The 13,374-nt window shown below is 74.0% G+C and carries 15 protein-coding genes; 8 read left to right on the plus strand and 7 right to left on the minus strand.

Annotation, left to right across the window (positions count from 1 at the left end; genetic code table 11):
* Positions 1–311 precede the first annotated feature (311 nt).
* Complete coding sequence (locus ACIGAQ_RS01195; RefSeq protein ID WP_399778216.1) at positions 312–1,250, plus strand: Dyp-type peroxidase; 939 nt, start codon at positions 312–314, stop codon at positions 1,248–1,250.
* 10 nt (positions 1,251–1,260) lie between these two features.
* On the opposite strand, the gene ACIGAQ_RS01200 is transcribed toward ACIGAQ_RS01195, so the two are convergent.
* From ACIGAQ_RS01200 to ACIGAQ_RS01215, 4 genes are all read right to left on the minus strand, one after another.
* The gene (locus ACIGAQ_RS01200) at positions 1,261–2,271 is read right to left on the minus strand and encodes a YbhN family protein (RefSeq protein WP_399778217.1); all 1,011 of its coding nucleotides are present in this window, start codon (positions 2,269–2,271) and stop codon (positions 1,261–1,263) included.
* A 274-nt stretch (positions 2,272–2,545) separates the two neighbouring features.
* A complete protein-coding gene (locus ACIGAQ_RS01205) occupies positions 2,546–3,262 on the minus strand; it encodes an FAD:protein FMN transferase (RefSeq protein ID WP_399778219.1) in 717 nt (238 codons plus the stop codon).
* 3 nt (positions 3,263–3,265) lie between these two features.
* Positions 3,266–3,673: an FMN-binding protein gene (locus ACIGAQ_RS01210; RefSeq protein ID WP_399778221.1), complete on the minus strand. Its 408-nt coding sequence runs from the start codon at positions 3,671–3,673 to the stop codon at positions 3,266–3,268.
* 13 nt (positions 3,674–3,686) lie between these two features.
* Positions 3,687–4,973, minus strand: coding sequence for a ferric reductase-like transmembrane domain-containing protein (locus ACIGAQ_RS01215; protein ID WP_399780620.1), 1,287 nt, complete (start codon positions 4,971–4,973; stop codon positions 3,687–3,689).
* A gap of 205 nt (positions 4,974–5,178) precedes the next feature.
* Between ACIGAQ_RS01215 and ACIGAQ_RS01220 the strand changes: the two genes are divergently transcribed.
* The 7 genes from ACIGAQ_RS01220 to ACIGAQ_RS01250 all read left to right on the plus strand — a co-directional run bounded on the left by ACIGAQ_RS01220 (position 5,179) and on the right by ACIGAQ_RS01250 (position 11,989).
* Positions 5,179–5,877, plus strand: coding sequence for a response regulator transcription factor (locus ACIGAQ_RS01220; protein ID WP_311683025.1), 699 nt, complete (start codon positions 5,179–5,181; stop codon positions 5,875–5,877).
* Complete coding sequence (locus tag ACIGAQ_RS01225; protein WP_362278012.1) at positions 5,874–7,331, plus strand: HAMP domain-containing sensor histidine kinase; 1,458 nt, start codon at positions 5,874–5,876, stop codon at positions 7,329–7,331. Before ACIGAQ_RS01220 ends, ACIGAQ_RS01225 begins: the two co-directional genes overlap by 4 nt.
* 81 nt (positions 7,332–7,412) lie before the next feature.
* The gene (locus ACIGAQ_RS01230) at positions 7,413–8,537 is read left to right on the plus strand and encodes an ABC transporter ATP-binding protein (protein ID WP_399778223.1); all 1,125 of its coding nucleotides are present in this window, start codon (positions 7,413–7,415) and stop codon (positions 8,535–8,537) included.
* Positions 8,534–9,235, plus strand: coding sequence for an ABC transporter permease (locus ACIGAQ_RS01235; protein ID WP_399778225.1), 702 nt, complete (start codon positions 8,534–8,536; stop codon positions 9,233–9,235). Before ACIGAQ_RS01230 ends, ACIGAQ_RS01235 begins: the two co-directional genes overlap by 4 nt.
* Entirely contained in the window at positions 9,232–9,897 is a 666-nt protein-coding gene (locus ACIGAQ_RS01240) for an ABC transporter permease (RefSeq protein WP_399778227.1), read from the plus strand. Before ACIGAQ_RS01235 ends, ACIGAQ_RS01240 begins: the two co-directional genes overlap by 4 nt.
* A gap of 75 nt (positions 9,898–9,972) precedes the next feature.
* The gene (locus ACIGAQ_RS01245; RefSeq protein WP_311683015.1) at positions 9,973–10,929 is read left to right on the plus strand and encodes an ABC transporter substrate-binding protein; all 957 of its coding nucleotides are present in this window, start codon (positions 9,973–9,975) and stop codon (positions 10,927–10,929) included.
* Between the two features lie 124 nt (positions 10,930–11,053).
* Positions 11,054–11,989, plus strand: coding sequence for a hypothetical protein (locus ACIGAQ_RS01250; protein ID WP_399778229.1), 936 nt, complete (start codon positions 11,054–11,056; stop codon positions 11,987–11,989).
* Between the two features lie 13 nt (positions 11,990–12,002).
* Here the strand turns inward: ACIGAQ_RS01250 and ACIGAQ_RS01255 are convergent, their stop codons facing one another.
* The 3 genes from ACIGAQ_RS01255 to ACIGAQ_RS01265 are packed head-to-tail and all read right to left on the minus strand — an operon-like array spanning position 12,003 to position 13,366.
* Entirely contained in the window at positions 12,003–12,587 is a 585-nt protein-coding gene (locus ACIGAQ_RS01255; RefSeq protein ID WP_399778231.1) for a GTP-binding protein, read from the minus strand.
* Entirely contained in the window at positions 12,574–12,933 is a 360-nt protein-coding gene (locus ACIGAQ_RS01260; RefSeq protein WP_311683009.1) for a DUF742 domain-containing protein, read from the minus strand. The genes ACIGAQ_RS01255 and ACIGAQ_RS01260 overlap by 14 nt, the downstream gene beginning before the upstream one ends.
* Position 12,934: 1 nt before the next feature.
* Positions 12,935–13,366 carry a roadblock/LC7 domain-containing protein gene (locus tag ACIGAQ_RS01265; RefSeq protein ID WP_094052780.1) on the minus strand — a complete coding sequence of 144 codons (432 nt, stop codon included), beginning with the start codon at positions 13,364–13,366 and terminating at the stop codon, positions 12,935–12,937.
* Between the last annotated feature and the right edge of the window lie 8 nt (positions 13,367–13,374).

A 13,374-nucleotide genomic window follows, 5' to 3' on the forward strand; every position in this document is an offset into this window, starting at 1 on the left:
CGTCCGCAGGGCGCCGGGACACCGGCGGCCTGCCGGCACCCGCCCTTCGGCCGCCGACCCGCCACCACCACGCACCGCCACGGCACCGGGCCGAGGCGATGCCGCTCGGACCCCGGGACGTCAAGGTGCCGCGGGAGGATGCCGGCCGGCAACCGGCAACCGGCAACCGGCAACCGGCAACCGGCAACCGGCCGCCGGGCGGCGGGAGTTCCGCCCGCCCGTTCGCTGGGCATCGTGTCAGGGGCGTGGGCCGCGCCGCCCCGGAGGGGGAGCGGGCGGGCCGTACCGGCCGGCGAAGGGATGGGAAAGCCATGACGTCACCGCTGCCCTCGGGAGAGCCGCTGCCGCAGCCGCTGCTGAACCCGCCGGCCTCGGTCGCGGTGTTCCTGGTCGCCACGATCGAACCCGGCGGGGAGACCGCCGTGCGGGAGGTGCTGGGCTCGCTCGCGGGCCTGGTGCGCTCCGTCGGCTTCCCCAGCCCCGACGGCGGCCTGGGCTGCGTCGCAGGGGTCGGATCCCGGGCCTGGGGCCGGGTGTTCGGCGGCCCGCGGCCCGTCGCACTGCACCCGTTCCGCGAACTGGCCGGGCCCCGCCACCACGCGCCGGCCACCCCGGGCGACCTGTTCTTCCACCTCGAGGCCGCCCGCACCGACCTGTGCTTCGCCCTCGCCGCCGAGCTCGTGCGGCGGCTGCGCGGCGCGGTCGCCGTGCGCGACGAGACACAGGCGTTCTCCTCCTTCGACTCGCGCAACCTGCTCGGCTTCGTCGACGGCACCGAGAACCCCGTCGGCCGGGCCGCCGCCGACGCGGCCCTCGTCGGGGACGAGGACCCCGGCTTCCGCGGCGGCGCCTACGCGCTCGTGCAGAAGTACCTGCACGACGTGGACGCCTGGGAGGCCCTCGCCGTCGAGGCGCAGGAGAAGATCATCGGCCGCACCAAGCTCACCAACCTCGAACTCGACGCGCCCGGCTCCCACAAGGACGTCAACACCGTCCTCGGCCCGGACGGCGGGGAGCAGCGGATACTGCGCTCGGCGATGCCGTTCGGCCGGCCCGGGCACGGGGAGTTCGGCACGTACTTCGTGGCCTACGCGCGCACGCCGGAGATACCCGAGACGATGCTGCGCAAGATGTTCCTGGGCGGGCCCGGGGCGGGGCCCGACCCGCTGCTGGACTACTCCCGGGCGGTCACCGGCAGCCTGTTCTTCGTCCCGCCGGCCGCCTTCCTGGAGGCCCTGCCGGACAGCTGAGGGGCGGAGCTCACAGCAGCCTGCGGTGCAGCAGGGCCGACAGGACGAGCACGCCCGGCAGCATCGGCAGCCACACCGTCAGCACGCGGTAGCCGATGACGGTGGCGGTGGCCGTGCCGGCGGGCGCGCCGAACGCGGCCATCGTGACCACGAGCGCCGCGTCCACCGGGCCGATCCCGCCCGGCGCGGGCACCGCCCCGGCCGCGGCGCCGGCCACCAGCAGCGCGAGCACCACCTGCGCCCAGGACAGCGGCAGTCCGAGCGAGAAGCCGACCGCGGCGACCGCACTGCCCTGGAGCAACGGGGCCGCGGCCGCCCCGCCCCACAGGGCCAGCACCCGGCTCGGACGTCTGTGCAGCGCGCGGGCGTCGGTCAGGGCGGTGCGCAGGAAGCCCAGGACGGGCCGGCGCAGGGCGGTTACGGTCACCAGTGTCACGACGGCCGCGACGAGGACGACCGCCGCCACCCCGGCCGCCGTCAGGAGCGCGCGGTGGCCGGGCAGGAGCGCGCCGGGCCGCAGCACCTGCGGGAACGCCACCAGGAACGCGAGCAGCACCAGCATCTTGACGACCGGCCTGACCAGGGCGTAGAGGGCGAGCGAGGCGGTGGCGCGGGGGAGCGGGACGCCCTGGCGCTGCAGGAAGCGCAGGGTGACGGCGTGCGCGCCGATCCCCGCGGGCAGCACCTGGTTCGCGGCACCGGCGGCGCACTGCGACGCCACCAGCGGGCCGGGCGGCAGCCGCTCCGGCAGCGCGCCCTGCCGGGCACAGGCGGCGGCCACCCAGGTCAGGCAGGTGCACAGGAACGCGGCGAACAGCCACCGGGGGTCGGCGGACGCCAGCCGCGCGACCCCCTCGGCGGCGGCCCGCCGGTCGGTCAACGCCCACCCGCCGATCAGCAGCAGCGGCAGCAGGGCGAGGGCGGGCCGGGCGAACCGGGCGGCGGCGGGGGAGCGCCGGGGCGGACCGGCCGGGCAGGCGGCGGGGAGCGGTGCGGGCGGCGTTTCGAGGAGCTGGGACACGGCGTATGTCGTCCTTCCGGGTGCCGCCCGGGGACGGGGCGGCCGGGCACGGGGCGGGGACGGCCGAAACGTGCCCGGCCGGCGTGACGCCGCGGTGTCCGCGACGCAAAGGGCGGCGGACGGGGCGGCGACACGGCGGGCCGGGGCCACGATCCTCGGCGTCCCGGCCGGGCGCGGAGCGCAGGCCCTCGCCCTCGACGTGCGCGTTCGGCAGGGCGCGGCCGAGCCACCCGGTCCGGTCCCCGCGCGGCCCGTGCCCCGGCTCCCCCCGGCCCTACGCCGCCACCGGGAACCCCTCGCTGCGCAGCACCCTGCGCCGCGCGTCCACCGCGAACACCTCGCAGCCGGGCCGGGACGCCGCCCAGGAGACGCCCTCCGGGCCCAGCGCGAAGGCCGCCGTGGCCACCGCGTCCGCCTCGGTCAGCGTCGGGGCCACCACCGTCATGCTGAGCAGTCCGGTCGCCGGGCGGCCCGTGCGGGCGTCCAGGATGTGGTCGCCGCGTTCGTAGCGGGCGGACGTGGCGACGGCGCGGTCCGTGAGGTCCAGGACCGCGCACAGCCGCGCGGCGTCCTCGGGGTGGCGGACCCCCACGCGCCAGGGGCCGCCGGCCGCGACCACGTCGCCGCCCGCGTTGAGGCAGAAGCGCCGCGCACCGGCCGCCGACAGCAGCTCCGCTCCGCGCTGCACCGACCAGCCCTTCACCACCGCGCAGGGATCCAGCCGGCCACCGGCCGGACGGACGTCGAAGGCGCCGCCGGTGGCCACCCGGTACTCCTCGCACAGGTCCAGGACCTCGCGCAGATCCGGGCCGGGCTCGGGCAGCTCGCCCCGGTCCAGCCGCGACACCTCGCTGTCCGGGCGGAACGGGCTGAAGCGTGCGTCGACCTCCCGCAGCCACGCGAACAGCTCGTCCACCGGTGCCGCGGGGTAGCCCGCGTCGTCGATCCGCACCGAGACCGGGAACCCCATGACGTGCTCCACGCGCCGCATCCGTCAGCCCTTCGCGTCGAGGGCGGCCTGGAGCGACTCCTTGTAGCCGTCGCTGGTGACCGTCGCGCCGGACACCGTGTCGATCTCGGCGCTCTGGGCCCGCAGCGTCTCCTCGATGAGCTTCGGCACGGCGGCCGTGGTCTGCGGATGGTCCGGCTGCCGCAGCATCCGCACCGAGGCGATCCGGTCGCCCGCGAAGGTGACCTCGACCTGCACCGGTCCCTTCTCGGTGCCGACCGTGGACCCCCGCACGACCGTCGACGTCGTGCCGCCGGGTCCCGCGGACGACGACACCGAGGGTGCCGGCGCCGGGGCCGCGGCCTCCGTGCCGGTGTCCGGGGAGGGGGCGTAGCGCCAGACGGGGATCAGGCCCGCGACGCTGAGGACGAGGACGGGTAGGGCTCGCTTCACGACAGTCTCCTCGTCATCCGGCCAGGCTGAAGCGCTCGAAGTGGATCTGCGGCCGGGGCACGCCCAGCTCCCGCAGGCTGCCGAGCACGGCGTTCATCATCGGCGGCGGGCCGCACAGGTAGACGTCCCGCTCGTTGATGTCCGGCACCAGCCGCGCCAGCTCCCCGGGCGCCAGCCGGTCGGGCACCGGCGGGCCCGTGACCAGGTGCAGTGCGGCGCCCCGGGCGAGCGCGAGGTCACGCAGCTCGTCGTAGAGCACGGCGTCCCGGTCGGTGGCGACCCGGTAGATCACGACCGCGTGGCCGTGCAGCTCCTCCAGCAGGGCCCGGATGGGCGTGACACCGACGCCGCCCGCGACGAGCACGGCGTCGGGCCGGGTGCGGTGCAGGGCGGTGAAGGCGCCGTAGGGGCCCTCGGCGAAGACGCGGGTGCCGATCCTCAGGTGCCGCAGGGCCGCGCTGCCGTCGCCCGCCCGCTTGACGGTCAGCCGCAGCGTACGGCCGTCGGGCGCGGCGGACAGCGAGAACGGGTTCGCCTGCCACCAGCGGTCCTTCGTCAGGAACCGCCACAGGAAGAACTGACCGGCCCGCGCCGGCAGCCGGTCCAGGTCGCGGCCGGTGAGGTACACCGAGACCACGTCGTCGTTCTCGGGGACGACGGCCGTCACCCGCAGCCGGTGGCGCAGGTTGCGCCACAGCGGCAGCGCCAGCCGGCCGGCGAACACCGCGGCGAGGGCCGCGCCCCACAGCGTGTACCAGTACGCCGTCGCCACCGGCGAGGCGGTGAACGTCGTCCCGGCCGCGACCTGGTGCGTGAACGCCAGCACCACCGCCACGTAGGTGTACAGGTGGATGAAGTGCCAGGTCTCGTAGGCCAGCCGCCGCCGGGCCGAGCGGGCCGAGACGACCCCGACCACGACGACGACCGCCAGGGCGACGATCGCCCGCAGCACGCCCTCGACCGTCTCGGCGAGGTCCACCAGCTGGTTCACCGGGTCCAGGGAGGACGACCCGGCGTAGCCGAGGACGACGAACACGGCGTGCGCCAGCAGCAGCCACAGCACCGAGAAGCCCGTCCAGCGGTGCCAGGAGGTCAGCCGGTCCATGCCGATCCGCCGGTCGAACCACGGCAGCCGTGCCACCAGCAGCAGCTGGAACGCCATCAGCAGTGCCGCGTACAGCCCGGTCAGCCGGCCCAGCACGAGCAGCGCGTTCGAGGCGAAACCGGCCTGGACGAAGAAGACGGTCACCACGGCCGCGTTGGCCAGCAGCAGCGCGTACAGGCCGGTGCGGCCCACCACGTTCGGCCGCACACCGGGGCGGGTCGCCGCGGGAGGTTGTCGGAGGGGCGTCACGGTCGGCAGCTCCTTGATCGGATCCTGGGATTCGAGCTTGGCGCCGGGGAGCTGTCGGAAAGCTGTCGCTCAACTTTCAAGTTTTTATCGATCCCACCACGGCAGGGTGGGCGGCTATGGCGGCCCGGGACGGGTGCAGCACTATGAGGGCGTGGAAAAAGTACGACTTCTCGTCGTCGACGACGACCCGCCGATCGCCGACCTCGTCGCGACCGTCGCCCGCTACGAGGGCTGGGAGGCGGTCACCGCGTACAGCGGCGAGGACGCGCTGCGGCGGGCCGCCGAGTTCCACCCGGACATCGTGGTGCTCGACCTGATGCTGCCCGGCGTGGACGGCTTCGGCGTCCTGGACCGGCTGCGCGCCTCCGGCACGATGGTGCCGGTGGTGTTCCTGACCGCGCGCGACGGTGTCGCCGACCGGGTCGCCGGCCTCACCCGGGGCGGCGACGACTATCTGGTCAAGCCGTTCGCCGTGGAGGAGCTGATGGCCCGGCTGCGCACCGTCCTGCGGCGCAGCGCGGGCCCGTCCTTCCAGCGGTCCGTGCTCCGGGTCGGCGATCTCACCATGGACGAGGACACCCGCGAGGTGCGGCGCGGTGAGCGGCTGCTGTCGCTGACCCCGACCGAGTACGAGGTGCTGCGCTACCTCATGCGCAAGTCGCCCACCGTGCTCACCAAGGCGCAGATCCTCGACCACGTGTGGGAGTACGGCTTCGGCGGCCGCTCCAACGTCGTCGAGCTGGTCGTCAGCCGGCTGCGCCGCAAACTCGACGAGACCGACGACGGCGCCGCCCCGCTGATCCACACCGTGCGCGGCTTCGGATACGTGCTGCGGCAGGCCGCCGAGTGATCGCCCGGCTGCGGCGGGCCTACCGCAGGATGCGCCTGGGCACCCGGCTGGCCCTGGGCCTCGGCGCCCTGTCGCTGGTGGTGTTCGCGGTGGTCGGCACGGCCCTGACCACCTCCATGCGCGACTACCTGTCGGCCCAGCTCGACACCCAGCTCGCCCAGGCCCAGATCGCCCAGTCCAAGAGCATCGCCGACTACGGCACGCTCTCGGGCAAGAAGTACTACAGCTGGTTCTACGCCGTGTACGACATCAAGGACGGCGGGCCCGAGCTGCGCCGGCCCGAGGACCCGGCGGACCTGCCGAAGGACGTCGACGACTTCGCCGCGCTGGCCTCGGCGCAGTCCGCCGCGCACGAGGAGCTGCTGCGCACCGAGCACCTCAGGGGCGCGGGCACCTACCGGCTGCGCGCCTGCGAGGTCGAGCCCGGCGTGGTCCTGGTCAGCGCCGCGCCCATGGACGAGATCCAGGACACGGTCGGGCAGCTGATCACCCTCCAGGTCGTCACCTTCGCCCTCGCGCTGCTCGCCCTGGTCGTCTTCGGCCGCCGGATGCTGCGCCGCGGCCTGAAACCGCTCAGCGACATGGCCACCACCGCCCACGGCATCGCCTCGCACGACCTGACCGAGTCGGCGGCCCGGCTGCCGCTGCGCGCCGACGGCCGGGACGGCGGACCGGAGGTGGACGAGCTGCGGACCGCCTTCAACACCATGCTGGAGCACATCGACGACTCCCTCGCGGTGCGCGCGGAGGCCGAGCAACGGCTGCGCCGGTTCGTCGCCGACGCCTCCCACGAACTGCGCACCCCGCTGATGTCGGTACGCGGCTACGCCGACCTCTTCCAGTACGCGGCCGCCAACGCCCCCGGCGAACGCGACCGGCATCTGGCCCGGCTGCGCGCCGAGGCCGCCCGCATGGGCGTGCTCCTGGACGACCTGCTGCTGCTCGCCCGGCTCGACGCCGCAGAGGTGGAGACCCCGCTGCGGCTGCAGGACGCCGATCTGACGGAGCTGGTGGGCCAGGCCGCCGACGCCTTCCGCGCGGGCCACCCGGACCACCCGCTGACCCTGCTCGCGGGACCCGGCCCGGTACGGCTGCGCATGGACCCGCTGCGCATCCGCCAGGTCGTCGACAACCTCCTCACCAACGCCGCCGTGCACACGCCCGCCGGGACGAAGGTCTCCGTCGAGGTGCGTGTCACCCCCGGCACCGCCGAGGTGCGCGTCGCCGACACCGGCCCCGGTATCCCGCCCGACGACCGCGCGCGGGTCTTCGACCGCTTCTACCGCGTCGACAAGGCCCGCAGCCGGGACCGCGGCGGCAGCGGCCTCGGCCTGGCGGTGGCCCGGTCGCTGATCGGAGCGCACGGTGGCCGGATCGAGCTGGACAGCGCACCCGGAACGACGGTGTTCACGGTCTGTCTGCCCCTCGACGGCGCGGGCCCCGCGGGCCGTTGACCCGGGCCCTTTAGACTCGTCCGGCAACAGCCCGTACGACCATGGCCAAAAGTCTCCGCCAACCCGAAGGGCCCCGGCGTCTTGATACGGATGGAATCAGTCACCAAGCGGTACCCGGACGGCACGGTGGCGGTCGACCGGCTCTCGCTGGAGATACCCGACCGCTCGATCACGGTCCTGGTCGGACCGTCCGGCTGCGGCAAGACGACCACCCTGCGGATGATCAACCGCATGGTCGACCCCAGTGAGGGAACGATCCTGCTCGACGGCGAGGACATCCAGCGCCGGCCCGTCACGACCCTGCGCCGGTCGATGGGGTACGTCATCCAGAACGCCGGCCTCTTCCAGCACCGCACGATCGTCGACAACATCGCGACCGTCCCGCGCATGCTCGGCTGGGGCAAGCAGAAGGCCCGCGCCCGGGCGGCCGAACTCATGGAGCGGGTCGGCCTCGACGCCGCCCTCGCCAAGCGCTACCCGTACCAGCTCTCCGGCGGTCAGCAGCAGCGCGTCGGCGTGGCCCGGGCGCTCGCCGCCGACCCGCCGGTGCTGCTCATGGACGAGCCGTTCTCGGCGGTCGACCCGGTGGTCCGCAAGGGACTCCAGGACGAACTGCTGCGCATCCAGGACGAGCTGGGCAAGACCATCGTCTTCGTCACCCACGACATCGACGAGGCCATCAAGCTCGGCACCATGGTCGCCGTGATGCGCGAGGGCGGCCGGCTCGCCCAGTACGCGCCGCCCGCCGAACTCCTGGCCGCTCCCGCCGACGCCTTCGTCGAGGACTTCCTGGGCGCCGACCGCGGCATCCGCCGGCTGTCCTTCTTCCCCTCCGCCGGACTCGCCCTGACGACCGGCCCGGTGCTCCCGCTCGACGCCACCGCCGAGCAGATCGCCGCCGCCGGCGCCCCCTGGCTGCTGGTGACCGACGCCGAGGGCCGTCCGCTGGGCTGGGGCGAGCCGCGCACCCTGACGGCCGGTGCCATCCGGCCCGCCGAACTCCTCCCGCACGGACGGCCGTTCGTGCCCGGCACCGACTCGCTGCGGACCGCCCTCGACAGCGCCGTGCTCTCCCCGGCCGGTCACGCCGTCGCCGTCGACGACGCCGGGCGGGTGACGGGGGTGGTCTCGCAGGCGGCCATCGGCGAGGCCATCCGCGGCGCCCACGCCGCCGACCGGGCCGACGAGGCCAAGGTCGCCTCGTGAACCTCGACCGCTTCTTCGACATCCCGAGCGACCTCCAGCACAGCTGGGCCGGTCTGATCGGACTGCATCTGCGCGAGGCCCTGCTGCCGGTCCTGGCCGGGCTGCTGCTCGCCCTCCCGCTCGCCCAGCTGTGCGTCCGCTTCCGCTGGCTCTACCCGCCGGTGCTCGGCGCCACCACCGTCCTGTACGCCGTGCCGTCGCTGGCCTTCTTCGTCGTCCTCATCGACTACACCGGCCAGACCGAGCTGACGGTGATGATCCCGCTGGCCGTGTGCAGCCTCGTGGTGCTCGTCCCCGCCATCGTCGACGGGGTGCGCTCCGTGCCGCAGGAGACCCTGGCCGCCGCCACCGCGATGGGCATCGGACCCGTACGCCGCTACCTCCAGGTGCAGTTGCCGATCGCCGTGCCCGCCATCATGGCCGGGCTCCGGGTCGCCACCGCCTCCAGCATCTCCCTGGTCAGCGTCGGCGCCCTGATCGGCAACCAGGGCGCGCTCGGCAACCTGCTCGCCGCCGCGCAGAAGTACGACCGCCCCGAACTGGCCCTGAACTCCGTGCTCACCACGGCCGCCCTGGCCATCGTGTGCGACGCCCTGCTGGTCCTGCTGCGCGTCGCGCTGACCCCCTGGATGCCGAGCGGCGGACGTCCCAGGACGGCCGCGCGGCAGCGTCCCGTGCCCCAGGAGGCGACCCGGTGAACGTGCTGAACTTCGTCCAGGCCTTCTTCAGCGACGGCGCCCACTGGCACGGCTACGACGGCATCCCGCAGCGCCTGCTGGAACACGTGCAGTACTCGCTGCTCGCCCTGGCCCTGGCCGCCGCGATCGGCCTGCCGGTCGGGCTGCTGACCGGGCACACCGGGCGGGGCGGCAACGCCCTCGCCTTCATCGCCACCGCCGCCCGCGCCCTGCCCAGCTTCGGCCTGCTGGTGCTCATCGTCATCGTGCTGGGATTCGGCCTGCTGCCCGTGATGATCCCGCTGGTCATCCTCGCCGTCCCGCCCGTCCTCGTGACCACCTACGAGGCGGTCCGCTCCGTCGACCCGTCCCCGGTGGACGCCGCCCGCGGCATGGGGATGCGGGAGTCGCGGATCCTCCTCCAGGTCGAACTGCCCGTCGCCCTGCCGCTGATCCTCAGCGGGCTGCGCTCGGCGGCCATCCAGATCGTCTCCACGGCGACCATCGCCGCGTACGTGAGCCTCGGCGGGCTCGGACGGTACATCGTCGACGGTCTCTACCAGCGCGACTACGAGAAGGTCGTCGGCGGTGCCACCCTCGTGGCCCTCCTGGCGCTGGTGACGCTGGCGGTGTTCTGGGCGGCCGGCCGCCTGACCGTGTCACCGGGCGTACGCAGACGGTGAGTTCTTGACGATTCGTCAGAAACCGTAACAAGGTCGCCCTTGACTGATCACAAAGCGGCTGGATTGGATCGGTGGATGACTTCTACCGCGAAAAGCAGCTGGTCCAGGACGAGGCACACCGGCGCGGCGGCCGTCGCGCTCACCGCCGCCGCGGCGCTGCTCGCGGGCTGTTCCTCCGGCGACACCTCCGACGACCCCCTGGCCGGCGAGAAGGCGAAGGCGGGCACCGTCGTCGTCGGCTCCAACAACTTCGCCGAGAGCACCCTGCTCGCCGACCTCTACGGCGAGGCGCTCAAGGCCAAGGGCCTGAAGGTCACCTACAAGCACAACATCGGCAGCCGCGAGACCACCTACGGCCTGATGAAGAACGGCTCCGTCACCGTCCTGCCCGAGTACAACGGCTCCCTGCTCGCCTACCTGGACCCCAAGGCCGAGCAGAAGTCCGCCGAGGCCGTCAACGAGGCGGTCAAGGCCAAGCTCGACAAGAAGCTGACGCTGCTGGAGTCCTCGCCCGCCGAGGACAAGGACTCGGTCACCGTCAACGCGCAGACCGCGAAGAAGTACAAGCTGACGTCCTCCTCCACCCTCGCCGATCTCAAGGACGCCGCGCCGGAGCTGGTGATCGGCGGTTCGCCCGAGTTCCAGACCCGGCACCAGGGCCTGGAGGGATTGAAGTCCGTCTACGGCCTGGAGTTCAAGTCCTTCAAGGCACTCGACGCGGGTGGTCCGCTGACCCAGGCGGCGCTGACCCGCAACACCGTGCAGGCCGCGGACATCTTCACCACGGACCCGACCATCGTGAAGGAGAAGTTCGTCGTCCTGAAGGACCCGGAGAACCTCTTCGGGTTCGCCAACGTGACCCCGCTGGTGTACAAGAGCGGCCTGCCGAAGGAGGGCGTCGAGGCGCTCGACGCCGTCTCCGCCGCGCTGGACACGAAGACGCTCCTGGAGCTGGACGCGCAGGTGCAGTTGGAGAAGAAGGACCCGCTGGACGTCGCCCGGGCGTGGCTGAAGTCGGCGGGCCTGGCCTGAGCCGGCCGCCCGTCACGATGCGGTGACGGCGACGGCCGGGCCCCCGGGGGACCGAACGCGGGCCGGCGGCGGGGCGTCACAGGGACGACAGCCGTCCCGGCCGCCGCCGACCCCTGGGAGAGTCATGCGCACCGACCCGGCCCGCACCGCCCGTCTGCTGCTCGTCCTCGTCCTGACCGCCGCCGCGGCCGGTGCCGCCGCCGGGTGCGGCACCCGGGAGGCCGGCGCCGCCCCACCGGCCCCGCGCTCCGCCGACCGCCCGGACCCCGTCGCGGCGGAGCGCGCCCGGCAGGTCGCCGACGCCTGGGACGGCTCCCGGGCCGCCGCACGGTGGCGCGCGGGTTACCACCCCGTGGCTCCGGCCGTCCGGCTTCCCGGGTCCGGCCCGCTCCTCGACGACACCGGCCGCCGCGCCTACGAGACCGGGAACTTCGACCTGCGCGGGACGCTCCCCGCCGCACCGGGCCCGAACGGCCGGGTGACCTGGCCGGGAAGGGGCTCTCTCACCGTGCCGCTCCTGGACGCCGAGGACGCCTACCGGGCCCTGGACCGTGCCGACGGCCCCGGCCCGCGCCTGACCGTGACCGGCGCGCGGCTGGGCGAGATGACCCTGGACACCAGCCGCGGCCCGGCCACCGTGCCCGCCTGGCTGTTCACGCTGGAGGGCTACGACCGTCCCCTCGCCCGCGCCGCGGTGCGCCCCTCCGAGGAGCCGGCGTCGCCCATCGAGCCGCTGGGGCCGGACGTGTCCACGAGCACGCTCGCGCCGCTCGGCGGCCTGACGGGGATCGCGGGCGACGGCCGTTCCGTCACCGTCGTGGCCCACCACGGCTCCTGCGACGACGGCCCCGTGGTGACCGCGCACGAGACGGACGGCAGTGTCGTGCCGTCCGCGGCCGTGCGCGGCGTCCACGACGGCCCCTGCACCTCCGAACTGCGGGGCAGGAAGGTCACGGTGAAGCTGGACCGGCCGGCCGGCGACCGCGTCCTCCTGGACGCCTTCACCGGCCGTCCCGTGCCGTACACCGGCCGGCCGGGTGCCGCGCCCGCCCCGGACTGAGCCGCCCGCGGCCTCAGGTCTGCACCGCCGACGCGATCAGCTGGTCGATCAGCGCGATCAGCACGTCCCGGGACGACTCCCGCTCCCGCGCGTCGCACAGCAGCACCTGCACGCCCTCCGGCAGCGCGAGCGCCTCCCGGATGTCCTCGGCGGGATAGGGGTGTTCGCCGTGGAAACCGTTGACGCCCACCACGAAGGGGATGCCCCGGCGTTCGAAGAAGTCGATCGCGGCGAAACTCGACTCGGGCCTGCGGACGTCGACCAGGACCACGGCGCCCAGCGCGCCGAGGGCCAGGTCGTTCCACATGAACCAGAACCGCTGCTGCCCCGGCGTGCCGAACAGATACAGCACCAGGTCCCGGCTGATGGTGATGCGGCCGAAGTCCAGGGCCACGGTCGTGGCCCGCTTCTCCTCGATGCCGTCGAGGTCGTCTACGCCCAGACCGGCCATGGTCAGGGGCTCCTCGGTCCGCAGCGGGACGATCTCGCTGACCGACCCGACCATGGTGGTCTTGCCCACGCCGAAGCCGCCGGCGATGAGGATCTTGACCGTGTCGGGTGCCGAGGACGCGTCGGTGGCAAGGTCAGAGCCGGCCAAGGCCGTCCCTCACTTTCTGCAGCAGGTCCAGGTCCGGGGTGGTACGGGAGACGGGGCGCGGCGGGCGGACGGTGATCCGGCCCGCCTCCAGCAGGTCGCACAGCAGGATGGCGACCACGCTCACCGGGAGGTCGAGCCGGGCGGCCAGCTCCGCCACGGCGACCGGCTCGGCACACAGCCGCAGGATGCGGATGTGCTCGGGCTGCGGCCGGGCCGCGTTGGCGGGCGGCGGATCGACCGCGGTGACCGTCGCGATCAGCGTGAAGTCGGCGCAGTTGGGCCGCGTCCGCCCGCCGGTCAGCGCGAACGGCCGTACGAGCCGGCCCGCCGTATCGCCTCCGCCCACCTCACGCGCCGGGGTCGACGACGGGCCCGGCCACGCCCCGCGGAGCCGCGCTGAGGTGCTCGCCGATCTTCTTCACCAGCATGTTCATCTGGTACGCGACCACCCCGACGTCCGCGCCCGGCCCGGTCAGCACCACCAGGTGCGCGCCGGGGCCGGCGGAGGTCAGGATCAGATAGCTGTTGGCCATCTCGATGAGCGCCTGGCGCACCGGACCGCCGCGGAAGTCCATGCTGACGCCCTTGCTGAGGCTCATCAGCCCGGACGCGGTCGCCGCGAGCCGCTCGGCGTCGTCGCGCAGGAACCCGGTGGACTTGCTGACCACCAGGCCGTCCTCGGAGAGCACCACGGCCTGGTTCACGTCGGCGACGCGCTCCACGAGTCCGGTCAGCAACTGGTCGAGCTGGGTGTGCGTGGCGGGGATGGGGCGTGTCATTGCGGTGT

This window comes from Streptomyces sp. NPDC085932, assembly GCF_044540525.1.
Taxonomy (GTDB): Bacteria; Actinomycetota; Actinomycetes; order Streptomycetales; family Streptomycetaceae; genus Streptomyces; species Streptomyces levis.

Excerpts from the sequence above, each read along its gene's own strand:
- ACIGAQ_RS01250 (WP_399778229.1), top strand. The coding sequence starts at position 11,054 with ATGCGCACCGACCCGGCCCGCACCGCCCGTCTGCTGCTCGTCCTCGTC.
- ACIGAQ_RS01205 (WP_399778219.1), bottom strand. The coding sequence starts at position 3,262 with ATGCGGCGCGTGGAGCACGTCATGGGGTTCCCGGTCTCGGTGCGGATC.
- ACIGAQ_RS01245 (WP_311683015.1), top strand. The coding sequence starts at position 9,973 with ATGACTTCTACCGCGAAAAGCAGCTGGTCCAGGACGAGGCACACCGGC.
- ACIGAQ_RS01195 (WP_399778216.1), top strand. The coding sequence starts at position 312 with ATGACGTCACCGCTGCCCTCGGGAGAGCCGCTGCCGCAGCCGCTGCTG.
- ACIGAQ_RS01265 (WP_094052780.1), bottom strand. The coding sequence starts at position 13,366 with ATGACACGCCCCATCCCCGCCACGCACACCCAGCTCGACCAGTTGCTG.